Source organism: Telmatobacter bradus, assembly GCF_048629425.1.
GTDB lineage: Bacteria > Acidobacteriota > Terriglobia > Terriglobales > Acidobacteriaceae > Telmatobacter > Telmatobacter bradus.
In genome coordinates, this window is sequence record NZ_CP184532.1 from 2,210,581 (window position 1) to 2,236,149 (window position 25,569).

Here is a 25,569-nt window from a genome sequence, read left to right on the forward strand (position 1 = left end):
TACCGGTCAAGCAACAAAAAATCCCCCGCGTTGCCATGAGCAGCGCGGGGGATTTTTTTTGTTGCTTGACCGGTTGAACTAGGCTTTGCCGTTTACCTGCCAGTAGACGGTGTAGCGTTCGTCCATCACCTGATAGAGCGGCTTGAGCTCCATGGAAGAAAGCTGTCCGGCGGTGCGGAAGCGCAGTGGCTCGTGGGTCTTTTCCACCCAGGCTCCATTGACGTTGCGCAAACGGGGCAGTATGGCGCTAGAGAATTTGCCGGTGTGCGCCGGAGCCGTGGGGCCGTAGATCATCTCGGTGGTCAATCCGTCTCGTCCCATTAGCCCAGCCAGCACCAACGGGCCGTACATCATAGCCTGCACGCTGGAGTTGCCGGGCAGGCGCTCGGGATGGAAGCGCATGGGCAGCAATACGTCAATGCGGTCGCCTTGCTGCCAGACGCGCTCCAGCTCAATGTAGCCGTTGCTGTGGGGCGTGGCGGGCTCGGGCCGGCCGTTGATCCGGATGGATACCTCCGGGCACCAGTAGGGGGCACGAATGTGCAGGGCCATACGCACCGGGTGTACCGCGTGTATATGCAGCGAGGTCGATTCTTCGTGGGGGAACTGGGTGTGCTGGGTCAGGCGCAGGCCGCGCTCCGGCCACTCCACCTCACTGGCGGCAAACTGATTGACGTAAATGCCGTGCTCGTCATGGAAGTAGAGCGTGTCGCTGATCTTGGCATACTCCTCGACGCCGGTACCGGTGCAGCACCAGAAGGAGTCGTAGGCCGTGCCGAAGGTCTTCCAGTTGCCCGGCTGCATGGGCACGTAGTACATCAGCATGCCGTGCGGGTCCTGCGTACCGAGGCGCACATTCCACAGCAGGCGTTCGTAGTAGTCCATGTAGCGGGCGTTGCTGGTCCAGCCGAAAAGGTGGCGGCTGAGCTTCATCATGTTGTAGCTGCAGCAACACTCTTCGGCGGCGGGCACCAGCTGGTTGGCCAGGTTGTTGGCGGTGTGCCAGCCCTCGCCGTCATCACTGCTCAGCGGCACGGTGGAGCCGGTTCCGCCGGTGCAGTAGGCATGATGCTCGGCCACCATCTGCCAGAAGTTTTCGGCAATGCTGTGGTAGCGTCTGTCGCCCGAAAGTTCGTAGCCTCGGGCCGCGCCAATCACCTTGGGGATGTTGGTGTTGGCGTGATGGCTAGAGAGACGGTCAACGCCTGCGGCCAGCGGATCAAAAAAGGCCCGGTGCTCAAAGCGGAAGCCGAGGTTGCGGAAGCGCCTTTCGCCGGTAACGGCGTACAGGTTGAAGCAGACCTCGTTCATGCCGCCGTGTTCCACCAGCTGAATCCGCGCCCACTCCTTCTGCGGAATCGGTTCAATCCATCGGGTGGCCCAGTCCGCCATGCGCTCGCACATGGACAGCGCCTGCAGGTTGCCGCAGTGCACATACATGTCCAGCAGGCCGGCCATGATCTTGTGATAGGTGTAAAACGGTGCCCAGATGCGTTCGCCCTTGCGCAGGCGGTCGTAGTAGCTGGCAGGATAGGCGCCCAGATAGCCGTCCTCGCGCTGACATTTGGCCAGTTCGTCCACCAGAGCATCGGCCTTCTGCCGGATCTGCTCATCGCCGGTGGCAGCCACGGCCAGAGCGCAGGCAGAAAGATAATGGCCCCCGGAAAAATGACCGCGCAGCTCGCAGTCCGGAGCCTCCCAGCCGCCCAGAGGCTGCGCCGAGGAGTGCCTGCCGGCCGTCAGACGGAAGCTGTGCAGCAGCCGGTCATTGGGCAGCATGTACAGGTAGACCAGATTGCGTTCCCGCGCTTGGCGCAGAGGACCATCGAGCAGGTGAACCTGCCGCATGGGGAAGGGACGAATTTTCCAGGGAACAATTTCATATCCCGAGTGGTTGGCAGATCTCTCGGTGTTGCTCACCGGATCCTGCGCCAGAGCGTTGAATCCATGGATACCCAGTAAAGATGTGCCCAGACCAGCCGCGGTCACGGCTGAAGCGGACTGCATGAATCCACGTCGCGTAATATCGCCCATCCATTTTCCTTTGAGAAACTTGTAGGAGTCTCGGCTGCAGTCTATTTTGTAAAGGATTAGATACACATAAAGAAAGGCTTATTTGTTGTAGCAGAATGAAACATGAGGATTGCGACAACAAAGTGCACAATGTAAAACAAGAGGGCAAATATGTACCGGTATATAAAAAAGATTTCGTAGAATGATCTGGATCACAGACTGGTCAGACCTCAATACGATAGATTATTGGTGGTATGGAAAAACTCTTGATCCCTGACACACAACGCCGTTGGGACTGTCTTAGCTTGGGCGAAGTTATGCTCCGGCTCGATCCCGGCGAGGGCCGTATCCACACAACCCGCACCTTTCAGGCGTGGGAAGGCGGCGGCGAATACAACGTAGCCCGCGGTTTGCGGCGCTGCTTCGGCATGAAGGCCGCCATTGCGACCGCGCTTGCCGACAACCCGATTGGCCGCCTGGTTGAGGACTTCATCCTCCAGGGTGGCGTCGATCCTTCGCTCATCAAGTGGGTTCCCTACGACGGCATTGGCCGCACCGTCCGCAACGGTATGAACTTTACCGAACGCGGCTATGGCGTGCGCGCTGCCGTCGGCTGCTCGGATCGTGGCAACACGGCCGTCAGCCAGATTAAGAAGGGCGACTTCGATTGGGATTCGATTTTTGGACCCGAGAATGGCGCTCGCTGGTTCCACACCGGTGGCATCTTTGCCGCCCTGTCGGCCTCGACTGCTGAAGTGGCTGCCGATGCCATGGACGCCGCCAACAAGTACGGTACGCCGGTCAGCTATGACCTCAACTATCGTCCTTCGTTGTGGAAGTCCATTGGCGGCGAAGCCAAGGCGCAGGAAGTCAATCGCGAGATCGTCAAGAAGGTTGATGTTCTGCTGGGCAACGAGGAAGATTTCTCGGTCATGCTCGGTGTGAAGATCAAGGGCGTCAGCGAAGACTTCAACGAGCTGCCCATCGAGGGCTACTCCGAGATGCTGCGTGAGGTTGCCTCGCTCTACCCCAACCTGAAGGTGATTGCCAGCACGCTGCGCACGGCCCACACGGCCAGCCGCAACGCCTGGGGTGCAATCGCTCTGGTCGAAGGCGAGATCGTCCACGTTCCGCAGCGCGACATCGACATTCTGGATCGCGTAGGCGGCGGCGACAGCTTTGCCTCCGGCCTGGCCTATGGCTTCCTGTCGGGCGCCAGCGCTCAGGATGCGATTGCCTACGGCGTGGCACACGGCGCTCTCGCCATGTCCACCCCCGGCGACACCAGCACCGCTTCGCTCAATGAAGTGAAGAAGGTCATGAAGGCCGGTACGGCCCGCGTCGACCGCTAAACACCCGAGAGCCCGGCGCAGGCCGGGCTCTTGTCTTTGAGCGTCTCGCTTCGTTCCAGTTTTGAAAGGGCACGGCTTCAGCCGTGCCAACGGCGCTCATCAAAGTTGCGGGGCTTTAGCCCCTGTGGGACGGCTTCATCGATCCCCGAAAGGACATTGAAATGGCAGAAACAATCAAGGAAGCAATCGAGCGTATTGGCCTGATTCCTGTACTGCGCGCCAAGAACAAGGAACAGGGTCTGGCCGTTGTGAAGGCCATGCTTGCTGGCGGCGTGAACACCGTGGAAGTCACCATGACCGTTCCCGGTGCCATCGACCTGCTGAAGGCCCTCAAGGCCGAGTACGGCAACGATCTGCTGCTCGGTTCGGGCACCGTGACCTCGGCCGCTCAGGCCCAGGCCACCATCGATGCCGGCGCTGAGTTCGTCATCAGCCCCTGCCTCAATCTGGAAGTGATCGCGGCCACCAAGGGCAGCGGCAAGCTCAGCTGCCCCGGCGCACTCACCCCGACCGAAGTCCACACCGCCTGGAAGGCCGGCGCTGACTTCGTCAAGATCTTCCCTTGCTCGGCCATGGGCGGCGCAAGCTACCTGAAGGCCCTGCTGGCTCCGTTCCCCTACATGCAGCTGATCCCGACCGGTGGCGTGAGCGTCTCGACGGCCAAGAGCTTCCTGGATGCCGGTGCGCGCGCCCTCGGCGTAGGCTCGGATCTGGTCAACCTGAAGGCCATCGAAGACGGCAAGCCGGAGATCATCACCGAGCAGGCCAAGGCCTATCTGAAGGTCTTCGAAGAGTACCGCGCAGCCAAGAAGTAGTTTTTCTTTGCTGGTAAGAACGAATATCGGGCGACGCAGATGCGTCGCCCGATATTTTTGTGCCTCCTGCTTTATAGCATTTTCGGAATTGCTGTAGACCGAAAGCTGGGTGCTAAGCGCCTTTTTCCTCAAGAAAAATGCGCCTTGCAAGCCCCTTAAAAAGTCTGTGTGTATTCCGAAAATGCTCTAGTCCATGGTAGAGTTACGCTCAGATCTCTATTTATAGGATTTATTGATATGAATTATGCTTCCCTCAAGATAAAAAACACTGCCGCCTCAGGATCGACGACTTCCTCCTATATGCCCACTCTGGATGGATGGAGAGCTCTGGCAATCCTTTGCGTAATGTTCACCCACAACGCTGTCATTCATTTTGGTCCGCTCAGCACCGCTTGGCTCTATCAAAACGGCCATTACGGCGTGGATATATTTTTCGCTATCAGCGGCATTCTGATCTGCACAAGGCTATTGCACGAAGAACACCGCAATGGAAGCATTTCCGCACGCACGTTCTATCTTCGCCGCGCCTTTCGTATTCTGCCAGCTTCCTTTCTTTATCTGTTTACACTCTTTCTTTTAAGCCTGTTTCATCTTGTTGCTGTATCTCGGGGGGAATGGCTGGGATGCCTTCTCTTCTATCGGAATTACTCTCATCTGGTCGGTTCTTTGCCCGCATCCGGCATCACGTACACAGGCCACTTCTGGTCCTTGGCAGTTGAAGAGCATTTCTACTTTCTGCTTCCGGGCTTTATGATCTTTGTCCGCAGAAAAAGCTGGCGTATCGGCATTCTGGGCGCAACGGCCTTCATGGTTCTGGGCAATCGCCTGATCCAGCTTCAATCGCGCTCCTGGGACACAATTCGTTTTCATACGGATGTTCGACTGGATTCGCTGCTGTTTGCAGCCTTACTTGCCATCATTCTTTACTCTGGAAACGAGGGTAAGATCCTTCGCTTTCTTCTCCGATTCTGGCCGGTGATGTTATTGATCTGCTTCTTGGTCCTGACTTTTCTTTCCGTTCGTGTGTACAGTACCCTGATTCCGATTTGTCTGCCGTTCGTTATCTTTGGCAGCATGCGCAACACGGGGAGTTTGTCTGGGCTTTTACTGGAAAGTCCGCCACTGCGTTTTGTCGGAAAGGTCTCTTACAGTCTTTATCTTTGGCAGACGCTCTTTTGTGTGGGACACATTACCAGTCAACATCCGCTTGGAATCTTTCAGGTCTGGCCCATCAATTTTCTTTTTGCTTTTTCTGCAGCAATCGCAAGCTATTACTTGGTTGAAAAGCCTATGATCCGGCTTGGCCATAAACTGGCGCCCTCTGTTGTGCCCGGACGACTCGAATTCACCAGCAAGAAACCAGTCCTTGTGAGCTCCTGAAGCGATTCAGAAAATGAACGAAAGAAATGCACATCGTTTTCGTTCGTTATTCGCGGAATGACAGCCTGAGATACGTTCTAATTCAGTATCGTTGCCTATCCGAAGAACCACAGAAAAATAAGAACGCCGCGCAAATAACCAAGCCCCGGGAAAATCCCGGGGCTTGGTTCGGAACGATAGGTGTTGCAACTACAGAGTTGCGAAGGCAGCCTGCGCGCCCTTGGTCAGGATCGTGTTCAGCTGTGCGCTGACGACCTTGGCCAGACCCGGAACGGTGCGCAGATCCTTGCCGCCCCACCAGGCTTCCTTGGCCAGAACGGCGTCGGCTACGGCAGTGGCTCCAGCTTCGGTGCCATCGTACTTCTTCCAGATGGCCACGAATTCCTGCAGGATGTCCTCGTTGTCCTTGATCGGGTACTCGACGCCGTCGCGGCTGCCGATGAGGGCGCCGTTCTTGATCTCCGAACCACGGTAGAAGGCGATCAGGGCCGAGAGACCGAAGGCCAGACGCTTGGGCACTTCGTTCTTCACGCTCACGTACTTCTCCAGCGTGGGCAGATTACGGGTGGCGTACTTCGAAACCGAGTTCAGCGAGATGCTCAGCAGCTCATGCGCGATGAACGGGTTGGCAAAGCGCTCCAGAACTGCGGCGGCGAACATGTCCAGCTCAGCCTTGGGCAGCGTCAGCACGGGGATGATCTCTTCGCTGACCATCTTCTGGATGTGGCTGTGGATCAGCTCATCCTTCATGCAGTCGCCCACCAGGTTCTTGCCGGCAAGGTATGCAGCGAGCGACATACCAGTGTGCGCGCCGTTCAGAATGCGGACCTTGCGCTCGCGATACGGCGTCATGTCCTTGGTGAACACAACGTTGAAGCCCGCATCGATCAGCGGCAGTTCCTTGCCCAGATCTTCGGGGCCTTCGATCACCCAGAAATGGAACTGTTCGCTGGTGTTGTAGAGGGTGTCTTCGTAGCCGGCCTTCTGCCACAGACCCTCGGCTTCCGCCTTGGGATAGCCGGTAACAATGCGGTCAACCAGCGTGTTGGTGAAGATGTTGTGCTTCTCTACCCACTCGACGAACTTGGCATCCAGCTTCCAGTTCTCGGCGGTCTTCAGCACGGCCTTCTTCAGCTTGTCGCCGTTGCGGTCGATCAGCTCGCAGGGGATCATCACCAGACCCTTGGCGGCATCGCCATTGAAGGTCTTGTAGCGCTCCAGCAGCAGGCGGGTCAGCTTGCCGGGGAACGAAACCTGAGGCTTGTCTTCCTGCTTGTCTTCGGCACGGTAAACGATGCCGGCTTCGGTCGTGTTGGAGACGACAAAGCGCAGCTCGGGGTTGTGCATGGTCTGCAGGAAGTCATTGAAGTCGGTGTAGGGGTTGATGCCACGGCTGATCGAACGGATCAGCTCGGTGTTCTCGACCACCTTGCCATTTTCAATGCCGCGCATCAGCATCGTGTAGACACCGTTCTGCTTGTTCAGCACGTCCACCAGACCGCGCTCAATCGGCTGGGCCACGACCACACGGCCGTTGAACAGACCCTTGCGGTTCATACCGTGGATCATCCAATCCACAAAACCACGCAGAAAACCACCCTCGCCGAATTGCAGTACGCGCTCAGGCAATTCCGTCTTTTTGTTGGCAATCTCAGCATTCAGATGCGGCAATGAAGTCGAATGAGCTGTCACAGTGTTACACCGTCCTTCCAGATAGAAATTTCGCGGTAGCCGTTGAGTTCGCTGCGGGTCTGAGTGCGGCCCGAGGCAATGTCAATCAGCTGATCAAAAAGTTTGTCGGCCAGTTCGTCCAGCGTAGCCGTTCCGTCAGCCACTGGGCCGGCGCTAAAGTCGATCCAGTTCTTCTTGTGCTCGGCCAGCGGCGAGTTAGTAGCAATCTTCACCGTCGGGGCAGGGAAGCCCATGGGGTTGCCACGGCCCGTGGTGAACAGCACCATGTGCGCGCCCGCGCCACTCAGCGCCGTGCCCGACACACCGTCGTTGCCCGGACCGTTGAGCAGAGCAATGCCGCCCAGCTTGGGCTGCGCGCGCTCACCGTACTTGAGCACCTGCGCTACCGGAGCCGTGCCGCCCTTCTGCACGCAACCCAAGGATTTTTCGGCCAGCGTGGTGATGCCGCCATCCTTGTTGCCGGGCGAGGGATTCTCGTCAATCGGCTCATTGTGCTTGCGGAAGTACTCGCGGAAGTCGTTGACCAGATCGATGGTGTTGTCGTACACCTCGGAGGAGCAGGCGCGACGCAGCAGCACATCCTCGGCGCCGAACATCTCCGGCACTTCGGTCAGAATCGCCGTGCCGCCGGCAGCCGCCATCTTGTCGGCAATGCGCCCTACAAGGGGGTTGGCCGTGATGCCCGAAAGACCATCGGAGCCGCCGCACTTCATGCCCACAATCAGCTCGCTGACCGCAACCGACTCGCGCTTGAACTTGCTGGCGTACTCGGCCAGCTCAACAATCGCCTGCGCGCCGAATTCCGTTTCGTCGTCCACTTCCTGAGCGTTGAAGTAGCGGACGCGGCCTTCGGTCTGCGGTCCAACAACCTGGAGGAACTGCTTCATCTGGTTGTTTTCACAACCCAGACCAAGAATCAGTACCGCACCGGCATTGGGATGGCGGACCAGCGCAGCCAGAATCTTCTGCGTGTAGATCAGATCATCGCCCAACTGCGAGCAGCCAAAGGGATGGCTCAGCGTGTAGACGCCGTCCACGGTGGGGAACTTGCCCTCAATGCGCTTGCGGGCAGCTTCAGCAATGCGGGCGGCCGTGTTGTTCACGCAGCCAACCGTGTTGATGATCCACACTTCGTTGCGGATGCCTACCGAACCATCGGGACGGCGGAATCCTTCAAACGTGCGACCGGCTTCCTTGCTGGCGTTGGCCGTGGGGGCCGCAGCAGCCTTGTAGCCGCCACGCTTGAGCTCGGCAGCCAGGGCGCTGGCCAGGTTGTGCGAATGCACCCACTCGCCCGGCGCAATGTCCTGCTTGGCCACGCCCAGCGAGTAGCCGTACTTGATGATCCGCTCTCCAGCCTTGATCGGCTTGAGTGCAATCTTATGCCCGAAGGGGACGTCGGCGGCGGCCACCAGGCCACCTTCCAGAGTCTGTCCCTTGGCTACCGGTTGCAGGGCAACCAGCACATTATCGGAGGGATGGATTTGTAGAACAGCTGGCAATGTCGTCTCACAGGTGAGAAAGTTCTGCAGTCTAGCAATCTGCAGTCGTACAACCGTACTTTCCAGCCAAAGCACTGTCCAAATTGGAAAATTTGTGTTGCTTCCAAAGAGGTCAGACCTCTTTTGGAACACACCCTTCCCAAAATTCACATTCGGACAGACTCTTGGCGGTTTCACTCTTTTGCTTGCAGAGCGAAGATCTTACGACCGCACAGGCTGACAGGTTGATTATACAGCGGCACATTTGTCTACTGCTGTAGCAGTTCTCTCACAGAATTTCATAGATCCAGAATTTGCCCTGTGCCCTTCGTCACGCTAGCTCCTGCAGTGGATCCGGAAAGAGGAAAATCCCGGGCATCGAGCGTGGTGCGACCACTGGCCTCTCACATCCTGAGACTCACTGCTGGATGTCGAACTTCTTGACTACATATATATTGTTTAGCCACTCAGTTGCAGAGGCTTCGGTGTACAGCAATTGGAGAACCGCTTTAAACAGGCTGCGGAGAAACTCGCCTCCGAGTGGATTTCTCTTTATGGAGGGAGCAAGGGCCTTCAGGCCCTTGAAGAACCGATGCGTTGAATATCGCCTTTAGGCGCGGGCTTTATTTTGCCCTGCTTGTTTTGGATGCCTGCTGGGCAAAAAAACTCTCGGGACTGAAGCCCGTGTGCGTTTTCCTCTTTAGCCTGTTTAAAGCCCCAGCTTACTGGCTGCGGCCATGCGATCTGCCTTGTCGGAACGAATGTACCGCCTCAGCATGGCGCTGGATTTGTGGCCGGTCTGCCGCATGATCGCCAGTTCCGAGGCTCCTCTGCTGTATGCTTCCGTGGCGAAGCCTGCTCGCAGCGAGTGGGCACCATAGCGTGCAACCTCTTTTTCGCTGAGGCCGGTCCGTCGCAGCAGTCGTTTGACGATCTCGGCGATCGAGCGCGGATCAAGACCGGTTTTCCCTACAGTCTGGGCGTGGGAGATACGGCGGAAGACAGGCCCACTCGAAATGCTGGCGATCTTAAGCCACTGCTCCAGAGCCCGCACCGGACAGGTGCGCTCAGCCAGCGGCACATTGTCGTCCTGGCTGCCGAGCGGCAGCTCTACCTCCCGCCCTTGCCCTTCCTGGTCCGTCTTCGAATTCGGCAAAAATATTGTGATTCCACGTTTGTGCCAGGTCAGGTCCTCAAACTTCATGGCCGCCAACTCGGAACGCCGCATGCCCCCGGCAAAGCCAACCAGAAACACCGCCCGGTCACGGCTGGCGGCCAAAGCGCCCTCCGCGCTGGCCAAAGACCGTTTAAGCAGTTCCAGATCGATCGGCAACTTGACCTTTTGCCGTACGCCTAGCGTGCGGCGAATTCCCTGCATGGTTTCCGTGATCAATTGCTGATTGCGGGAAGGCGGGGCAAGGCCTACCCGCTTATGCGCGATGTTGATCGATGTCAGCCGCCGGGCAATGGTGGCCACTTTTCTGCCCTTTTGCGCCAGGCTGGTCAAATACAGGGCGATGCTGGAGGCCGTAGCCGGCAGAGGCTCAATCTGGTGCTCATTGCACCAGAGCAGGAAGTCATGCCAGTCGGACTCGTAGGCGCGTCGGGTCGAATTGGCCCGGGCAGCACGGATATATTGGCTGGCAGCTTGGGCTGTTTCGAAGAGCGAATCGCCGGGGCGCAGGGAAGTTAGAGGCTCGGTGGAGGAGCTGGTTTGCGACAAATTCAAAAATGAATCTTGGGAGTTCGTGGACATGGAAAATGCGCCTTGCGAGGAGGATATCACAGTAACATCCGATAACTGTATATTCTCGGATGTTTGATGCTTTTAATAATAATTGGCACTTCGGCCATTTATCCCCTACCATTGAAAAAGCTACTTTTCCCTGCTTCTGAGAGGTTTCCATGCCCAAGCCCATCTCCTGGTCCAACCGTATGCACGAGATTCGCGACCGCGTAAGACGTTCCAAAGTCCAGACATGGAACCGGCGCGACCTTGAAAATCTCTTTCTGGTCAAACGCGCCTCGGCACAATCCCTGATGAAGGCCATCGGCGGCATTCAGAATATTGGTGGAACCCATCTGGTGGACCGTGTTGTCCTGCTGCAGTTTCTCGAACGCGCCATCGGGGCCGAGGATCTTTCCCTCTCTGTGCAGCAGAGCAAGCTGAATTCCGGTCCGGTGCCCAAGCCCAGGCGACTGACCTTCTCCCTGCCTGCGGAGATGCGCTCCATCATGGTCGACGATCTACCGGAGACAATCCGGCTGGAGCCGGGCAGGCTGACAATCGAGGGGGAAGACGCGGAAGCTATTATCGAGTCCTTATATATGCTGGCCCAAGCTATGCAAAACGATCTTTATACCGTGCAGGTGATGCTCGATCCTGTCCCCCATCCTCCTGCGGTCGAGGATGATGAATTACAAAGGCTCTTTGGCCGAGGGAGATAGACCGGAGAAGAGTGCGGCACAAGAGTAAGGGGCCGTTTTCCCTAGGAAAACGACCCCTTGAACAACCCGAGTTATCTACTACGTGTAGAGGAGAACAGCTCTACCGTTCTTCCGCGATCAGCTTCACATCGCCCGTCATTCCCGACGGCACCGGCTGCAGATTCTCGATATCCTGCATCACGAAGCGTTTGCCGAATTTGGCGTAGAGTGGAGCGAAGTCGCGGGGCTTTTGTCCGGCCAGCTCATTGATGGCGGTGTTATAGACCCGTACCTCCACCGTGTTTGTGCCGGCCTTCAGCTGCTTGGTTACGTCCAGCCGGTAGGGTGCATGCCAGAGTGAGCCCACACGCTGGCCGTTCACCGTAACAATCGCTGCTTCCCGCAAGGGAGGATCGAACAGCGCGCGCACGCCGTTTGTAGCATGAGGATCGGTTGTCGCCACGCCCTGCCCGAAGTCAATCAGGATCTTCCCGCTCTGCAGGTCGGCTGCGCTTACTTCGATTGCCTTCGTGTAGGCCGCTTCGCCCGAAAAGAATTTCTTTCCCTCAACCTCGGTCCACGACTGCGGTTTGTCCAGCTTGAGCTCGGTTTTGTCATCGCCAAAGCGCACCGTCCAGCCGTTGCTCACGTTGGCCAGCAGGCGTTCGGCGTGCAGCTTGGGCTGTGCGGTGGGTTGGGCCGCGCTGCTGTCGCTGAAGACAAAAACGCGGGATTCGTAGGGGGCCAGATGCAGCGCGTATTGGCTGCCCGCATGGTTGGCTGCCGTAAACAGCACCGCCGCTGTGTCAGGATTCCACGCCTCGGCCACCGGCCGCGCCGTGCGGAAGCTGACCTGCGTGTCCAGCACGCGATTGCTGCTGTTCACCACAAAGTAGACGTCGTTTGTTTGCAGCTTGCGATGCAGAAAGCCCAGGTCCTTCACGTCGTCGCTGGCCAGCAGGTCGGGCGTCAGAGCCGTACGCAGAGTCTTCCGCAATTCGTCGAGCGTGGTGGGTACGCCCTTGTGTCCGACGGCCTGAAAGAGTGCGTTGCTGAGTGCCGCAACTGCGGGCGAGTCGCCCTGATCCTTCAATCCCGGCGCAAGCGAGGGCAGCGTACCCACGGCAATTACTTTGCCGCCCTTGGCAGCATAGGCGGCTATGGCCTGGTAGGTTGCCAGCGGTATACGCTCGGTGGAAGGAATCAGCAGCACGGGGTAGGGAACCGCGCCCAGCTTGTCGATCATGCGGGCGTCGATGTAGTCCACGTTGTAGCCGGCGTCGAGCACGGTAGCCATCAGCTCGGGCGCAATGCGCTCCTTCATGTCGTCGCTGATGCTTAGGCCGCGGCTGGTGCCGGGCGCAAAGCTGGCCTGCGCGTCGTCCTCAGGCAGCAGAATGGCCACGTCGTTGGCGGATTTTCCCTGGCGCAGCAACCAGCTCACCCGCTGCAGATAGGCGGTCACATCCGGCATGACGGCAAACCACGGATTGTGGCTGTTGAAGACCGCTGCCGCATAGAGTGACCAGCCCGGTTCACCTGCGCCGGTGGGCGAGTACGGCCAGCCGTGGCCCACAAACTGATTCACGCCTTCCACAAACATGCGGTCGGCTTCCACCTTCATGTCCAGCGGGGTGGCGCGGAAGACCGGCGAATGCAGCCACGTCCACGTTTCGGCTGAGGTAATATTGTTGCCCGCCAGATGGTTGGCTGAGCTGGCCCAGCGCGTAAACGAGAAGCTGCGCCACTGCGGTCCTTCGCCCTCGGGCAGCGGGGCGGTCAGTTCGTCGGCCAGCATCACCGGCGGAAAGCCGTAGGTCTGCGAGCGAAACTTGGAGCCATGCGCTTGCGCGAACTCCGCAACGGGCTGCAGATAGTTTTCCCGCACCAGATCGCTGAGCGTTACGCCCCAGTCGTGGCGGATGGCGTTGGCCTGGGGCGTTCCTCCGGCCAGCATTTCCGGCAAATGCGGAATCAGATCGTAGCCGCGCCGTTTGAGGAACTCTTCCGGCAGGGTGGGCGTCCAGTCGGCACCGTATACTTCCAGCGAATCGGAGAAGGTGGCCGTTGGCGGATGGTCGCCAAAGGCTGCCAGCAGCGGCGTAGCCACTTTCTGCAGATGGTTCTCAATGGCCGCGCGCGACATATGGTCCAGCACTGGACCCTCCGCGCCATAGGAAGACCGCTTGACCTCTTGCCCAGTGTGGCTGGCAATAAAGTAGAGCGCCGTCCGCTCGCCCGCGCCCGCCGGAGCCAGCGCCGCAGGATTGAAGCGCACTGCCGAGGCGGCATCGAACTTCTCCTTCGTCCCACTCACCGCAAAGGCGGCCACAATGCTCTCGCCCTCTTTCAGCTTGGGCGCGGCAACGGGGCCCGCAAGCGGAAGATAGACCACGCGCAGCTTGCTGCTGGCCAGTGCCAGCGGGGTAGCCGGTCCGCCGTAGGGCCAGCCGCTGCCGAGCGTAATATCCACCCGCATGCCGAGGCCGCGAGCCGTCTCGTTGGCAAACTTCACGTCGTCCAGGAATTCCGGCGACAGGTATTTCAGGTTGTGAATGTCCTTGGCGTTGTCGTCGAGCGCCATCGGATAGACGGGCTGAATCTCCACGCCGCCAATTCCAGCCTTGCGCATCGTCTCCAGCTCCAGTTTCAGCTCCGGCTTGACCACGGCCGACCCGAACCACCACCAGCGCATCATGGGCCGGGCGTCAGGTGAGGAATGGACAAAACCGTCCTGCAGGCCTCCGGGCGCGGGGGCGGGCGACTGGGCGATTAGCAGGTGAGCAACGGCAAGCACAGCAGGTGCGGAAACGGCAAAGATGAGCCTGCGCCGAAGCGTGCGGGCCGAGAGCGGGAGAACCATGGTATTCCTCCATGAAAATTGTTTCCCAGAAAGAATATCCCGCCCGGCATAGCTTTGGCTGCCCCTGAGAGAGGTTTTTCTCTTCAAAGAGCGCTTCTCAGACGATGTTCTGCAAACAACCAGGAGCTTTCGAGCCTTCTGAAAGGGAAAAACGTCTATCCTCAGTATGTAAACTGAGCAGATTGGATGCGGCTTGTAGCAAAAAAACATGAGGAAAGAATCTACAGTTTCTGTCATTCAACCGGGGCCGCGCGTTCTGCTAAGCGGGCATTTTTATGAGCCAACGGGCTACGGAACGGCCGCGCGGGCTTATGTGCACGCCTTTGCCAAGGGGGGGATGGAGTTAATGCTGCAAAACCGCCTGCCGAGCATGTTGCAGCCGATCAGCGACACTTTGGTGGATACGGTCCTGCACCAGGCGATCGAGCCGGAGTTTTTCATCTGCCACGCGGAACCCTGCGATTTGTTGGTGGGCGAGCGACCGATGAATGAGGTCATCGCGCTGACGACCTTTGAGACGGAGACTCTGCCGGAAGATTTTGTGCGTTCGCTCAATCGGGTGCGTGAGGTCTGGGTTCCTTCTGCCTTCAACGCCGAGGCCTTCCGCCGCCAGTTGAATGTGCCGGTCTTCCGGCTGCCGCACGCCATCAATGTGCCGTCGGGGGAGCAGACGGATCAGGAAGAAATCCACCAGTATTGCGGGCTGGAAGCTTCGGACTTTGTCTTTCTGAGCGTTGCCACCTGGCAGGAGAGAAAGAATCTGGCCGGGACGATTGAGGCCTTCCTGCGCGCTTTTCCCGAGGATCCGGGCGTCAAATTGGTGCTTAAAACCTCCTTTGCTTTCGTACATCTACCTGCAGCCCTGGCCCAGATCCGGCGCAAGATCGAGAAGCTGAATCTGCCGGGTGGCGGCGCACAGGCCTTCGAGCGGGTGCGGATCGTCGATCTGGAGTGGCGGTCGGCGCAGATGGAGGCGTTGATGCAGCGGGCGAACTGCTACGTCTCTCTGCACCGGGGGGAGGGGTGGTGCTATCCACTCTTTGACGCGGCGTGCGCGGGAATGCCGGTGGTGGCCACTGGCTACTCGGGGCCGATGGACTATCTTTCCGCAGAGAGCCACCATCTGGTCAACTACGAGCTTGTTCCGATTGATCGCGGAGACGATCCGCCGAACTTCCCGTTCACCCCTGATCTGAAGTGGGCCGCGCCGGATGTGCTGCATGCTGCGGAACAAATGCGCGCCGTTTACGAGAATTATGGGCAGGCCTGCCAGCGAGCCGAGGCTGCCGGAGCGCGTCTACGGGAGGAGTATTCCTTTGAGGCCGTGGGGCGGATGGCGCGGGAACGGCTGGAAGCGTTGCGGTGTAGCTGAGCGCGGAGGGAGCAAGGGCCTTCAGGCCCTTGAAGAACCGGTGCGTTGAATATCGCTTTTAGGCGCGGGCTTTATCTTGCCCTGCTTGTTTTGGATGCCTGCTGGAAAAAAGACTCCCGGGGCTGAACAGGCTGCGGAAAAACTCTCTTGGGGCTCGGTTTTGAAAGCGCACGGCTTCAGCCGTGCCAAATAAACGCAATAAAATCAACAGGGCTTTAGCCCCTGAGGGACGTTTCTCTCCTGCCCCCTGCAAGGATTCAACCGTTTTTCCGCAGCCTGTGAAGCCCTCGCACATATTGCCTCTTTTTGCAGGGGGTATCCTGCCTCCCTCCGCTATGAGTTTTTCCGCAGTTGTAAAGTTGGCCTTCCAGATGGACCCAAGCCTGAGTTGCTCAGCAACCTGAAAAAACGCCGGGAGAGATCCTTCTCTCCCGGCGTTTTTCTGCTTCTTTGTCTGTTGTTACGAGCGGGTCTTCTGTGCCACCGGAACCGCTTCCTGTTGTGAGTTCAGGTAGGCGTTAACCGCCTCGGCGGCGTTGCGGCCTTCCGTGATGGCCCAGACCACCAGCGATTGGCCTCGACGCATGTCGCCTGCCGCAAAGATGCCGTCCACTGAGGTCATGTACTCGTTGGGGGCATTCACGTTGCCGCGCTGGTCCAGTGCCACGCCGAATTGCTCCAGCATGCCGTTGCGGACCGGGCCGGTGAAGCCCATGGCCAGCAGAACCAGTTCGGCGTTGAGGGTGAACTCGCTGCTCGCAACGGGCTCGAACTTGGGCGGAGCACCTACGCGGATCGCCTTGATCTGCTTGATGTTACCCTTGCCGTCGTCCACGAACTCCAGGCTATTGATGGCCCAGTCGCGTACGCCGCCCTCTTCGTGCGAGGTCTCGGTACGCAGTTTGTAGGGCCACATCGGCCAGGGGGTTGAGTCTGCCCGTTCCTCGGGAGGCTTGGGCATGATCTCGATCTGGGTGACACTTTTGGCCTTCTGGCGCAGGCTGGTGCCCACGCAGTCGGCTCCAGTGTCGCCACCGCCGATGACCACCACGTTCTTGCCGGTGGCCAGAATCTCCACGGCAGGGTCAATGACGTCCCCCAGCACGCGATGCGTGGCCTGGGGCAGGAACTCCATGGCGAAGTGAATGCCCTTGAGCGCGCGGCCCGGGATCTTCAGGTCGCGGGGCTGCTCACTGCCGCCGCAGAGCAGGATGGCCTCGTAGTGTTCGGTGAGTGCTTCCACCGGTACATTGCCGCCCACATGGGAATCTGTAAGAAAAATAACGCCTTCCGCCTTCATCTGCGCGATGCGGCGATCAATGTAACCCTTTTCAAGCTTGAAATTGGGAATCCCGTAACGAAGTAAACCGCCAACACGGTCGGCCTTTTCAAAGACGCTGACGGAGTGGCCGGCGCGGCGCAGTTGCTGGGCTGCGGCCAGACCCGAAGGTCCGCTGCCTACCACGGCCACACGCTTGCCGGTGGAGTGCTCGGGCGGCTCCGGCTTGATCCAGCCGTTTTCCCAGGCATGTTCAATGATGGATTTTTCGATGAGTTTGATGGAGACCGGCGGCTGATTGATGCCGAGCACGCAAGCCTGTTCGCACGGAGCCGGGCAGACGCGGCCGGTGAACTCCGGGAAGTTGTTGGTGGCATGCAGACGACGGATGGCCGTCTCCCAGCGGTTGTTGTATACCAGATCGTTCCAGTCGGGGATCAGGTTGTTGAGAGGACAGCCGGTGTGACAGAAAGGCACTCCGCAGTCCATGCAGCGCGCACCCTGCGCGCGCTGCTTTTCTTCAGGAAAGGGCAGATAGACTTCTGCCCAATCGTTGACACGATCCTCGACCTTGCGGCGGTCGGGTTGTTGGCGATCAATTTCAAGAAAACCAGTGACTTTACCCATGCTGAACCTCGCAACACATGTATCACCTCACCTAGACGGGACCTCATTCGCCTCCACCAGAGACGAGGTGTGGGCCGAAGAAACATAGACAGATTCCGCCCGAGCAATGCCGAAAACGCGCTTGAACTCATGCGGGAAGACCTTGACGAATTTGGACTGAATTTCTGCAAAGTGATCGAGAACCCATGCGGCGCGCGGGCTACCGGTCAAGTCGCGATGCCGTTCAAGCAGATTCTTGACCTTGGCCACATCGTCCTCATGCACAAGCGGTTCCAGATCGACGCTGGCAGTGTTGCAGCGGCGCGTCGAAAAGTCGCCCTGTTCATCGTAGACGTATGCTACACCGCCGCTCATACCGGCGGCAAAGTTGCGTCCCGTCGGTCCCAGAATCAGAACCAGACCGTTGGTCATGTACTCGCAACCGTGGTCGCCCACGCCCTCAACCACGGCTGTTGCGCCGGAGTTGCGGACGGCAAAGCGCTCGCCGCCGATGCCGTTCAGGAAGACCTCGCCGCTGGTTGCGCCGTAGAGCACAACGTTGCCGGCCAGGATGCTTTCTTCAGGCAGGAAGCTGGAGGTCTTGGGCGGGTAGACGATGATGCGTCCGCCGCTCAGGCCCTTGCCCACGTAGTCGTTGGAGTCGCCTTCGAGTTCGAGCGTCACGCCCTTGGGCACGAATGCACCAAAGCTTTGACCGGCTGAGCCGTTGAACTTGAAGTGGATGGTTTCTTCCGGCAGTCCGGCGGAGCCATAACGGCGGGCAATCTCGCCGCCCAGCATCGCGCCTACGGTACGGTGCACGTTGCGGATGGCAAAGGTGCCGGTGACCGGCTTCTGCTCTTCGAGTGCCGGCTTGGCCTTGGCGATCAGGGCATGATCGAGGGCCGTAATCAGGCCGTGATCCTGCTCCTGCATCTTGCGGCGGGCCACACGCGAGGGCAGCGTCGGGGCATAGAGAATCGATTCCAGATCAATGCCCTTGGCCTTCCAGTGGTCAGCGGCGATGGCGGCATCGATCTTGTCCACGCGGCCGATCATCTCATTGACCGTGCGGAAGCCGAGCTTGGCCATGTGTTCGCGGATCTGCTCGGCAACGAAGAAGAAGAAGTTGATCACGTGCTCGGGCTTGCCGGCAAAGCGCGCACGCAGGACCGGGTCCTGTGTGGCGATGCCCACCGGGCAGGTGTTCAGGTGGCACTTGCGCAACATCACGCAGCCCATGGTGATGAGCGGCAGAGTGGCAAAGCCGAACTCTTCCGCGCCCAACAGGGCAGCGATCACAACGTCACGGCCGGTCTGCAGTTTGCCATCGGTCTGCACCCGGATTCTGGAGCGCAGATCGTTGAGCAGCAGCACCTGCTGCGCCTCGGCCAAGCCCAGTTCCCAGGGCAGGCCGGCGTGCTTGATGGAGCTGAGCGGCGAAGCACCGGTGCCGCCGTTGTCGCCAGAGATGAGCACCACATCGGCATGCGCCTTGCTGACGCCTGCGGCCACCGTGCCCACGCCCACTTCGCTCACCAGCTTGACGGCGATGCGGGCCTGCGGATTGACGTTCTTCAAGTCGTAGATCAGCTGAGCCAGATCTTCGATCGAATAAATGTCGTGGTGGGGTGGAGGCGAAATCAGGCCCACGCCAGGGATCGAGTGGCGGGTCTTGGCGATGACCGCGTCGACCTTGTGTCCGGGCAGCTGACCACCCTCACCGGGCTTTGCACCCTGCGCCATCTTGATCTGAATTTCGTCGGCGTTCACCAGGTAGTTGGTGGTGACGCCAAAGCGCCCCGAAGCTACCTGTTTGACGGCCGAGCGGCGCGAGTCGCCGTTGGCGTCAGGGGTAAAGCGATCTTCGTCCTCGCCGCCTTCGCCGGTGTTCGACATGCCGCCCAGGCGGTTCATGGCGATGGCCAGCGTCTCGTGCGCTTCCTTGCTGATAGACCCGAAGCTCATGGCGCCAGTCGTAAAGCGCTTGACGATCTCCTTGGCCGGCTCCACTTCTTCCAGCGGAATCGGCTGGTCGGCGTACTTCAGCTTCATCAGACCACGCAACGTGCACAGGTTCCGATTCTGGTCGTCGACCATCTCGGTGAATTCCTGGAAGGTGGCGGCGTTGTTCTGCCGGACCGCGTTACGCACCTTACTGATGGTCTGCGGGTTCAAAAGGTGATATTCGCCGCCCTGGCGGTAGTGGTACTGGCCACCCACCACAAGGTCGGTTTCGCTCTCGGTGAGCGGCTGGAAGGCGTAGCTGTGCTTGATCTGCGCTTCCTTGGCCAGTACTTCCAGACCAATGCCCTCAATGCGCGAGGCGGTGCCACTGAAGTAGCTTGCAACCAGATCCTTGTTCAGTCCGACGGCTTCAAATACCTGTGCGCCGCGATAGGACTGCAGGGTGCTGATGCCCATCTTCGAGAAGGTCTTCAGCAGACCCTTGTTGATGGCCTTGATGTAGTTGTACTCGGCCTTTTCCGGCGTAATGCCTTCCGGCAACAGGTCACGGCGGGTCATGTCATGCAGCGTCTCAATCGCCAGATAGGGATTGACGGCGCTGGCGCCATAGCCGATGAGCAGGGCGAAGTGCATCACCTCGCGGGGCTCGCCGCTTTCAATGATGAGCGCCACCTGGGTGCGGGTCTTTTCCTTCACCAGACGGTTGTGCACGGCGGCCATGGCCAGCAGGCTGGGAATCGGTGCCGAGTTGGCGTCCACACCACGGTCGGAGAGGATCAGCAGGGTGTAGCCGGAGTGTACAGCCAGAGCGGCGCGCGAACTCAGATCGTCCAGAGCATGCTTCAGGCCCTTTTCGCCGTCGGCTGCGCGGAAGAGCGCAGGCAGCGTGGTGGCCAGCAGATCACCCGATGAGACGCGGCGCAGCTTTTCCAGATCGCGATTCGACAGGATCGGCTGCGGCATCTTCAGCGTGTGGCAGTTCTCGGGCGCTTCACCCAGAATATTGCGCTCGGTGCCGATGTAGCTGATCAGCGACATGACCATCTCTTCGCGGATCGGATCGATGGGCGGATTGGTGACCTGCGCAAAGAGCTGTTTGAAGTAGTTGAAGAGCGACTGCGGACGATCGCTGAGGCAGGCCAGAGGCACGTCGGTGCCCATGGAGCCAATCGGCTCCTGACCCTGCGCACCCATCGGCGCAAGAATGATCTTCAGATCTTCATCGCTGTAGCCGCTGGCGCGCTGACGGCGCAGGAGCGTCTCAGGATTGGAGGCGATCACGCGCGAAGGCTCGGGCAGCTGATCCATGGTGACCTGCTGCTTCTTGAGCCACTCGCCGTAAGGCTGGCGGCCGCTAAGCTGCTTCTTGATCTCGGAATCACTGATGATGCGCTGCTGCACAGTGTCCACCAGGAACATGCGGCCCGGCTGCAGACGGCCCTTCTTGCGAATGTCTTCGGCAGGCACTTCGATCACGCCGGCTTCGCTCGAAAGCACCACCATATCGTCCTTGGTGACGATGTAGCGGCCCGGGCGCAGACCGTTGCGGTCAAGCGTGGCACCGATCAGTTTGCCGTCAGTGAAGGCGATGGCGGCCGGACCGTCCCAGGGCTCCATCAGCGAGGCGTGGTACTCGTAGAAGGCGCGCTTGTCCTCGTCCATGTCGGGATTGCCCGACCAGGCTTCGGGAATCAGCATGGCCAGCACATGGGGTAGCGTGCGGCCGGACTGGAAGAGGAACTCGACGGCGTTGTCGAGCGACGAGGAATCAGAACCGCCGGGAACTACGACCGGGAAGATGTCATTGATTTTGTCGCCAAAATTTTCGCTCTTGAAGATCGACTGGCGGGCGTTCATCCAGCTCACATTGCCGCGAATGGTGTTGATTTCGCCGTTGTGAGCGATGTAACGGTAAGGGTGGGCCAGTTTCCAGCTAGGGAAGGTATTGGTGGAGAAGCGCTGGTGGATCAGACAGAGTGCGCTGGTGACCAGGGGATTGGCCAGCTCGAAATAGAACTTCTCAATCTGCGGGGCCAGCATCAGACCCTTATAGATGATGGTGCGACAGGAAAGCGAGGGAACGTAGAAGCTCTCCTTCTCTTCAATGTCGCTTTCGGCAATCTCATTTTCCGTACGGCGGCGAATGCGATAAAGCAGGCGCTCGAAGGCATCTTCGTCCAGACCTTCAGGACAGCGGACGAAGAGCTGCTCAATATAAGGTTGGCTGGCACGGGCTTCGCGGCCGATGGCGTCGCCGTTGACCGGCGTATCGCGCCAGCCGATGACGGTGGCACCCTCTTCATTGGCGATGCGCTCAAAGATGCCCTCACACTGCAGGCGGGCCTGTTTTTCCACGGGAAGGAAGCACATGGCCACACCGTAACGGCCAGCTTCGGGTAACTGCATGCCAAGTTCGCCGCACTCACGCGCAAAGAAGGCGTGAGGAATCTGAATCAGGATACCGGCACCATCGCCAGTCTCCGGGTCGCAGCCGGCAGCTCCGCGGTGGGTCAGATTGATCAGGACTTCAAGACCCTTGCGGATGATTTCGTGGCTCTTTTCGCCACGAATATTGGCGACCAACCCCATGCCACACGCGTCGTGCTCATTCTGCGGGTGGTAAAGACCTTGCGGCTGGGGGATAGAAGGACGACGACTGGTTGTTTCCATGGCAGCCTTTTCGAATAAAAATGTGCTTGCAGATTGCCTTGCGCGCCGGTAAAGACACTCGTGCCCGCGACCTCAAGTATCGGAAATCGCATATGGGGAAAAGGGAGTGCCTGTGCGGACCCGGCAGCGTACGGGTTAATGACAATAATAACGAAAAAAAACCGGCACTGTTCAATTTCCTTTCACTCTTTCTTCATAGAATTCTTAGAACTTCTCCGATCTCCAGCAGGAAATCTATGCATTTATGCCGGATTGTCGAGTCTCTTGCGGCTTGCTGCCACAGCCCGGGGAGGGGCGTCGGATCGGGGACTTATAGCATTTTCGGAATTGCTGTAGATCGAAAGCAGGATGCTAAGTGCCTTTTTCATCAAGAAAAAGGCACCTTGCAAGCCCCTTAAAAGTCTATATGTATTCCGAAAATGCTCTAGGGAGTAGGGACCAGGGACCTGGGAAAGCAGGAACCAAGGTACAAGATTTATGAGGTCAAAGACCTGGGGGCTGTTGATGCTCAGCGCGAAGTCCGTATCGGTCTCCGCTTTTTCACCCCTCCCGGGGTGAAAAACCAAGAACAAAAGGGCATCCTGGGGAGGGAGCGGGGGTATTCATGCCCCCGAAACTGGCAGGCCGAAGAGCGTGCCTTCAGGCGCGGGTATTTTTCCGAATAGCCCCCAGGGCTGAAGCCCTTACGTATATGCCAGAACTTTTGCAGGGGTTAAAACCCCAGCCTCCCTCCGTCTGCGGGCAGGAAAAGTCTTCTATGGAAGATCGGAAGTGTAACTATAGATTAGATTTGGGTCAGTAAGTTAAAGTTGCGCTTTAGATTTTCTGCTTTCCAGGTCAGACCTCAGGAAGTTTCCGCAGGCAAGCGGCAAAGAAACCGGAAAAATCCGGAGTGTAGCTCTGGCCATCTCCTTATAAGGATGGAATTTTCAGCAGCAGAAAAATTCCGTGGACGTATGTCCGATAAAGCCCGTGATTGAGCGCCCCCTCGGGTGGTATACTCACAGCGCAGGCGCGTAGCGCGCCATTATTTTTCATCACGTTGAGGTTTCCATGTCCGGCCACTCCAAATGGGCCACCATCAAGCACAAGAAGGGCGCGCTCGATGCTAAGCGCGGCAAGATTTTCACACGTCTGCTCAAGGAAATCGCGGTCGCTGCAAAGGGCGGCGGTAATCCTGACAGCAATGCCCGTCTGCGTACGGCCGTAGCCGCTGCCAAAGCGGAAAACATGCCGCAGGACAACATCAAGCGCGCCATCCAGCGTGGTACCGGTGAGCTTGAGGGCGTCAACTACGAAGAGATCACGTTTGAGGGCTACGGCCCCGGCGGCGTGGCCATCATCGTAGAGGTACTGACCGATAACCGCAATCGCGCGGTCAGTGAAGTTCGGCACGCCTTCTCCAAGAACGGTGGCAACCTGGGTGAATCCGGCTCAGTGCGCTTCATGTTCTCAAAGAAGGGCGTGATCGCCATTGAGAAGGATGCAGCCGGTGAAGATCAGCTGATGAGCATCGTTCTCGAACATGGTGGCGAGGATCTGAACGACGAAGGCGATAGCTGGGAGATTCTGACCGAGCCGGGTTCGTTCGAAGCTGTGTCGGAGGCCGTCAAGGCTGCTGGCATTACGATCGTGGCCAGCGAAATTACCATGATCTCTTCGACCTACACCAAGCTCGAAGGAGCACCGGCGAATCAGATGGTCCGCCTCATTGACACTCTGGAAGATCTGGACGACACGCAGAACGTCTACAGCAACTTCGAGATGGATGAGGAAGAGGAGTAGTCTGCGCCTCGTCGTACTTTCAAAAAAAGGCCGCCCGGCAAAGGCGGTCTTTTTTTGGTGATTACAGAATGCAGTTGCAACTGGGAAGGAAGAATTCGTGAACCGTACAGCAAAATGGATGGTCCTGCTGCTGCTGACAGTTTCGGCAACCATATGGGCGCAAGGAGTGGACGGCAAAACTGCCCCTCTCGATGGAAAGGCTGCTCACGCGGAAGACGCCAACCCGGTGGCCTATGTGCGCAATCACCAGAGCTGGGAGTATGGTCCGTTCGTCAACTATGGCGTGGGCGTGGGCGAGCGTTCGGCCTACAAGTTTCTGTGGGCCGGTTTTCAGGTAGGCAAGGCGGTTACGCCGGTTGTGAAGGCTGGTATTTTCAGCGGCCAGTTTGAAATGAGCGGCAACATCATGCCCTTCTGGCAGGCCTATACGCCGGCTTCGCATTTGGAGAACTACAACTGCATCAACGCCACGACGAAAGCGTCCTATAGTTGTGAGCTGAAGACCGGTGGCGGCACCTTTCGCGGTATGAGCATCACGCCGGTGATCTTCCGCTGGAACTTCCTGACCCAGTCGCGCCGGATTCAGCCCTGGGCCCAGGCGGCGGGCGGTCTGATCTATACCTCCCACAAGTTTCCGCCGAACTATTTGAGCGATCCCGCGCTGGGCATTGATGGTGGTACCTCGGTGTGGAACTTTTCGCCGCAGGGTGGGGCGGGCGTGCATTACTTTGTAAAGCCGCGCCGGTCCATTGACCTGGGTGTGAACGCATTGCACATCTCCTCGGCTTCACTGGGTGATCGCAATCCCGGCGTGAATGCCAGCGTGCAGTTTCAGCTGGGCTACACCTACTGGAAGTAATGGATGAGCGAACCTCTGGTTGAGTGCGTACCGAATTTCTCCGAGGGCTGCGATGCCCGGCGGGTCCAGGCCATTGTGGCTGCGATGCGCGTCGATGGGGTGCGCCTGCTCGACTGGTCGCTCGATACCGCGCATAATCGCTCGGTGGTCACTATTGCCGGTTCTCCCGCTGCGGTCATTGAATCGGCAGCGCGTGGGGCAGGCAAGGCCGCTGAAGTGATTGACCTGACCAAGCAGGAGGGGGTTCATCCGCGCATTGGTGCGGCGGACGTGATTCCCTTCGTGCCAGTCTCCGGCATCAAGCTGGAGCAGTGCGCACTGCTTGCCCGGCAGGCAGGGTTGGAGATCTGGCGGCGCTATGGCGTTCCGGTCTATTTTTACGAAGCAGCGGCGGCGCGGCCGGATCGGGCTAATCTTGAAGATGTGCGGCGTGGCCAGTTCGAGGGTCTGCGCGAGATTGTCCGCAAGGATTCCTCTCGCCGGCCAGATCTGGGCGGGCCGGATCTGCATCCGACGGCCGGCGCCAGTGCGGTGGGTGCTCGCAAGTTTCTGGTGGCCTACAACATCTACTTCAACTCTGCTGACCTGACGACGGCCCGGGCGATTGCCAAGGAGATTCGGGCTTCCGCTGGCGGTTTGAAGGGCGTCAAGGCCATGGGCGTTATGGCCCACGGACGGGCACAACTGACGATGAACATTACCGATTTCGAAATCACTCCGATCTCGGTCGTTTATTCGAATGTTGCCAAGCTGGCCGCGCAGCATAAGATCAGTCTGGCGGAGGGTGAAGTCATCGGACTTCTTCCACAGGCAGCCTGTGAGCGCGACAGCGAGTGGATGCGTCAATTAACACAGTTCGATCCCGCGACCAAGATTCTGGAAGAGCGGTTGGCCGCTCCGCTGGAGTGGCCGGGATAGCGAACAAGGCGGTTTGATGGAAATCGCCCGGGCCCAGTCAGAAGTATGCGGCTGTTTCCGGAGATGTGCGGTTTGCACAAGGACGACTG

Annotated in this window: 16 protein-coding genes; 8 read left to right on the forward strand and 8 right to left on the reverse strand. The window is 58.7% G+C overall.

Annotation, left to right across the window (positions count from 1 at the left end; translation table 11 throughout):
- Window positions 1–78 precede the first annotated feature (78 nt).
- A complete protein-coding gene (locus tag ACOBR2_RS09310; RefSeq protein ID WP_420239742.1) occupies window positions 79–2,034 on the reverse strand; it encodes a beta-L-arabinofuranosidase domain-containing protein in 1,956 nt (651 codons plus the stop codon).
- Window positions 2,035–2,318: 284 nt separating this feature from the next.
- On the opposite strand from ACOBR2_RS09310, the gene ACOBR2_RS09315 reads away from it, so the two are divergent.
- From ACOBR2_RS09315 to ACOBR2_RS09325, 3 genes are all read left to right on the forward strand, one after another.
- A complete protein-coding gene (locus tag ACOBR2_RS09315; RefSeq protein WP_420239743.1) occupies window positions 2,319–3,365 on the forward strand; it encodes a PfkB family carbohydrate kinase in 1,047 nt (348 codons plus the stop codon).
- Between the two features lie 161 nt (window positions 3,366–3,526).
- Window positions 3,527–4,180, forward strand: a complete 654-nt coding sequence (locus tag ACOBR2_RS09320) for a bifunctional 4-hydroxy-2-oxoglutarate aldolase/2-dehydro-3-deoxy-phosphogluconate aldolase (protein WP_420239744.1) — start codon at window positions 3,527–3,529, stop codon at window positions 4,178–4,180.
- Window positions 4,181–4,417: 237 nt separating this feature from the next.
- On the forward strand, window positions 4,418–5,560 hold the full coding sequence (locus tag ACOBR2_RS09325) for an acyltransferase family protein (protein WP_420239745.1): 1,143 nt from the start codon (window positions 4,418–4,420) through the stop codon (window positions 5,558–5,560).
- Window positions 5,561–5,749: 189 nt separating this feature from the next.
- Here the strand turns inward: ACOBR2_RS09325 and ACOBR2_RS09330 are convergent, their stop codons facing one another.
- The 3 genes from ACOBR2_RS09330 to ACOBR2_RS09340 form a co-directional block, all read right to left on the reverse strand.
- On the reverse strand, window positions 5,750–7,252 hold the full coding sequence (locus tag ACOBR2_RS09330; protein WP_420239746.1) for a tagaturonate reductase: 1,503 nt from the start codon (window positions 7,250–7,252) through the stop codon (window positions 5,750–5,752).
- A complete protein-coding gene (locus ACOBR2_RS09335) occupies window positions 7,249–8,754 on the reverse strand; it encodes a UxaA family hydrolase (RefSeq protein WP_420239747.1) in 1,506 nt (501 codons plus the stop codon). The genes ACOBR2_RS09330 and ACOBR2_RS09335 overlap by 4 nt, the downstream gene beginning before the upstream one ends.
- Window positions 8,755–9,442: 688 nt before the next feature.
- Entirely contained in the window at window positions 9,443–10,462 is a 1,020-nt protein-coding gene (locus ACOBR2_RS09340) for a site-specific integrase (protein ID WP_420239748.1), read from the reverse strand.
- 176 nt (window positions 10,463–10,638) lie between these two features.
- Here ACOBR2_RS09340 and ACOBR2_RS09345 point away from each other — a divergent pair, with 176 nt between their 5' ends.
- On the forward strand, window positions 10,639–11,181 hold the full coding sequence (locus ACOBR2_RS09345; RefSeq protein WP_420239749.1) for a hypothetical protein: 543 nt from the start codon (window positions 10,639–10,641) through the stop codon (window positions 11,179–11,181).
- Window positions 11,182–11,281: 100 nt separating this feature from the next.
- On the opposite strand, the gene ACOBR2_RS09350 is transcribed toward ACOBR2_RS09345, so the two are convergent.
- A complete protein-coding gene (locus tag ACOBR2_RS09350; RefSeq protein ID WP_420239750.1) occupies window positions 11,282–14,023 on the reverse strand; it encodes a glycosyl hydrolase in 2,742 nt (913 codons plus the stop codon).
- Between the two features lie 208 nt (window positions 14,024–14,231).
- Here ACOBR2_RS09350 and ACOBR2_RS09355 point away from each other — a divergent pair, with 208 nt between their 5' ends.
- Entirely contained in the window at window positions 14,232–15,395 is a 1,164-nt protein-coding gene (locus ACOBR2_RS09355) for a glycosyltransferase (protein ID WP_420239751.1), read from the forward strand.
- A 58-nt stretch (window positions 15,396–15,453) separates the two neighbouring features.
- Here the strand turns inward: ACOBR2_RS09355 and ACOBR2_RS09360 are convergent, their stop codons facing one another.
- The 3 genes from ACOBR2_RS09360 to gltB all read right to left on the reverse strand — a co-directional run bounded on the left by ACOBR2_RS09360 (window position 15,454) and on the right by gltB (window position 21,918).
- Entirely contained in the window at window positions 15,454–15,690 is a 237-nt protein-coding gene (locus ACOBR2_RS09360) for a hypothetical protein (RefSeq protein WP_420239752.1), read from the reverse strand.
- Window positions 15,691–15,855: 165 nt separating this feature from the next.
- The gene (locus ACOBR2_RS09365) at window positions 15,856–17,301 is read right to left on the reverse strand and encodes a glutamate synthase subunit beta (RefSeq protein ID WP_420239753.1); all 1,446 of its coding nucleotides are present in this window, start codon (window positions 17,299–17,301) and stop codon (window positions 15,856–15,858) included.
- Window positions 17,302–17,328: 27 nt separating this feature from the next.
- Entirely contained in the window at window positions 17,329–21,918 is a 4,590-nt protein-coding gene (gene gltB, locus ACOBR2_RS09370; protein WP_420239754.1) for a glutamate synthase large subunit, read from the reverse strand.
- A 1,053-nt stretch (window positions 21,919–22,971) separates the two neighbouring features.
- Between gltB and ACOBR2_RS09375 the strand changes: the two genes are divergently transcribed.
- The 3 genes from ACOBR2_RS09375 (at window position 22,972) to ftcD (ending at window position 25,480) form a co-directional block, all read left to right on the forward strand.
- A complete protein-coding gene (locus ACOBR2_RS09375) occupies window positions 22,972–23,703 on the forward strand; it encodes a YebC/PmpR family DNA-binding transcriptional regulator (protein ID WP_420239755.1) in 732 nt (243 codons plus the stop codon).
- A gap of 97 nt (window positions 23,704–23,800) precedes the next feature.
- Window positions 23,801–24,562 (forward strand): acyloxyacyl hydrolase, encoded by a 762-nt coding sequence (locus ACOBR2_RS09380; protein WP_420239756.1) that lies wholly within the window; start codon window positions 23,801–23,803, stop codon window positions 24,560–24,562.
- 3 nt (window positions 24,563–24,565) lie between these two features.
- The gene (ftcD, locus tag ACOBR2_RS09385; RefSeq protein ID WP_420239757.1) at window positions 24,566–25,480 is read left to right on the forward strand and encodes a glutamate formimidoyltransferase; all 915 of its coding nucleotides are present in this window, start codon (window positions 24,566–24,568) and stop codon (window positions 25,478–25,480) included.
- Window positions 25,481–25,569 lie beyond the last annotated feature (89 nt).

Bases quoted from the DNA above. Each gene is read 5' to 3' on its own strand.
- ACOBR2_RS09310 (WP_420239742.1), bottom strand. From the start codon at position 2,034: ATGGGCGATATTACGCGACGTGGATTCATGCAGTCCGCTTCAGCCGTG.
- ACOBR2_RS09320 (WP_420239744.1), top strand. From the start codon at position 3,527: ATGGCAGAAACAATCAAGGAAGCAATCGAGCGTATTGGCCTGATTCCT.
- ACOBR2_RS09325 (WP_420239745.1), top strand. From the start codon at position 4,418: ATGAATTATGCTTCCCTCAAGATAAAAAACACTGCCGCCTCAGGATCG.
- ACOBR2_RS09345 (WP_420239749.1), top strand. From the start codon at position 10,639: ATGCCCAAGCCCATCTCCTGGTCCAACCGTATGCACGAGATTCGCGAC.
- ACOBR2_RS09350 (WP_420239750.1), bottom strand. From the start codon at position 14,023: ATGGTTCTCCCGCTCTCGGCCCGCACGCTTCGGCGCAGGCTCATCTTT.
- ACOBR2_RS09355 (WP_420239751.1), top strand. From the start codon at position 14,232: ATGAGGAAAGAATCTACAGTTTCTGTCATTCAACCGGGGCCGCGCGTT.
- ACOBR2_RS09360 (WP_420239752.1), bottom strand. From the start codon at position 15,690: ATGTGCGAGGGCTTCACAGGCTGCGGAAAAACGGTTGAATCCTTGCAG.
- ACOBR2_RS09365 (WP_420239753.1), bottom strand. From the start codon at position 17,301: ATGGGTAAAGTCACTGGTTTTCTTGAAATTGATCGCCAACAACCCGAC.
- gltB (WP_420239754.1), bottom strand. From the start codon at position 21,918: ATGGAAACAACCAGTCGTCGTCCTTCTATCCCCCAGCCGCAAGGTCTT.
- ACOBR2_RS09375 (WP_420239755.1), top strand. From the start codon at position 22,972: ATGTCCGGCCACTCCAAATGGGCCACCATCAAGCACAAGAAGGGCGCG.
- ftcD (WP_420239757.1), top strand. From the start codon at position 24,566: ATGAGCGAACCTCTGGTTGAGTGCGTACCGAATTTCTCCGAGGGCTGC.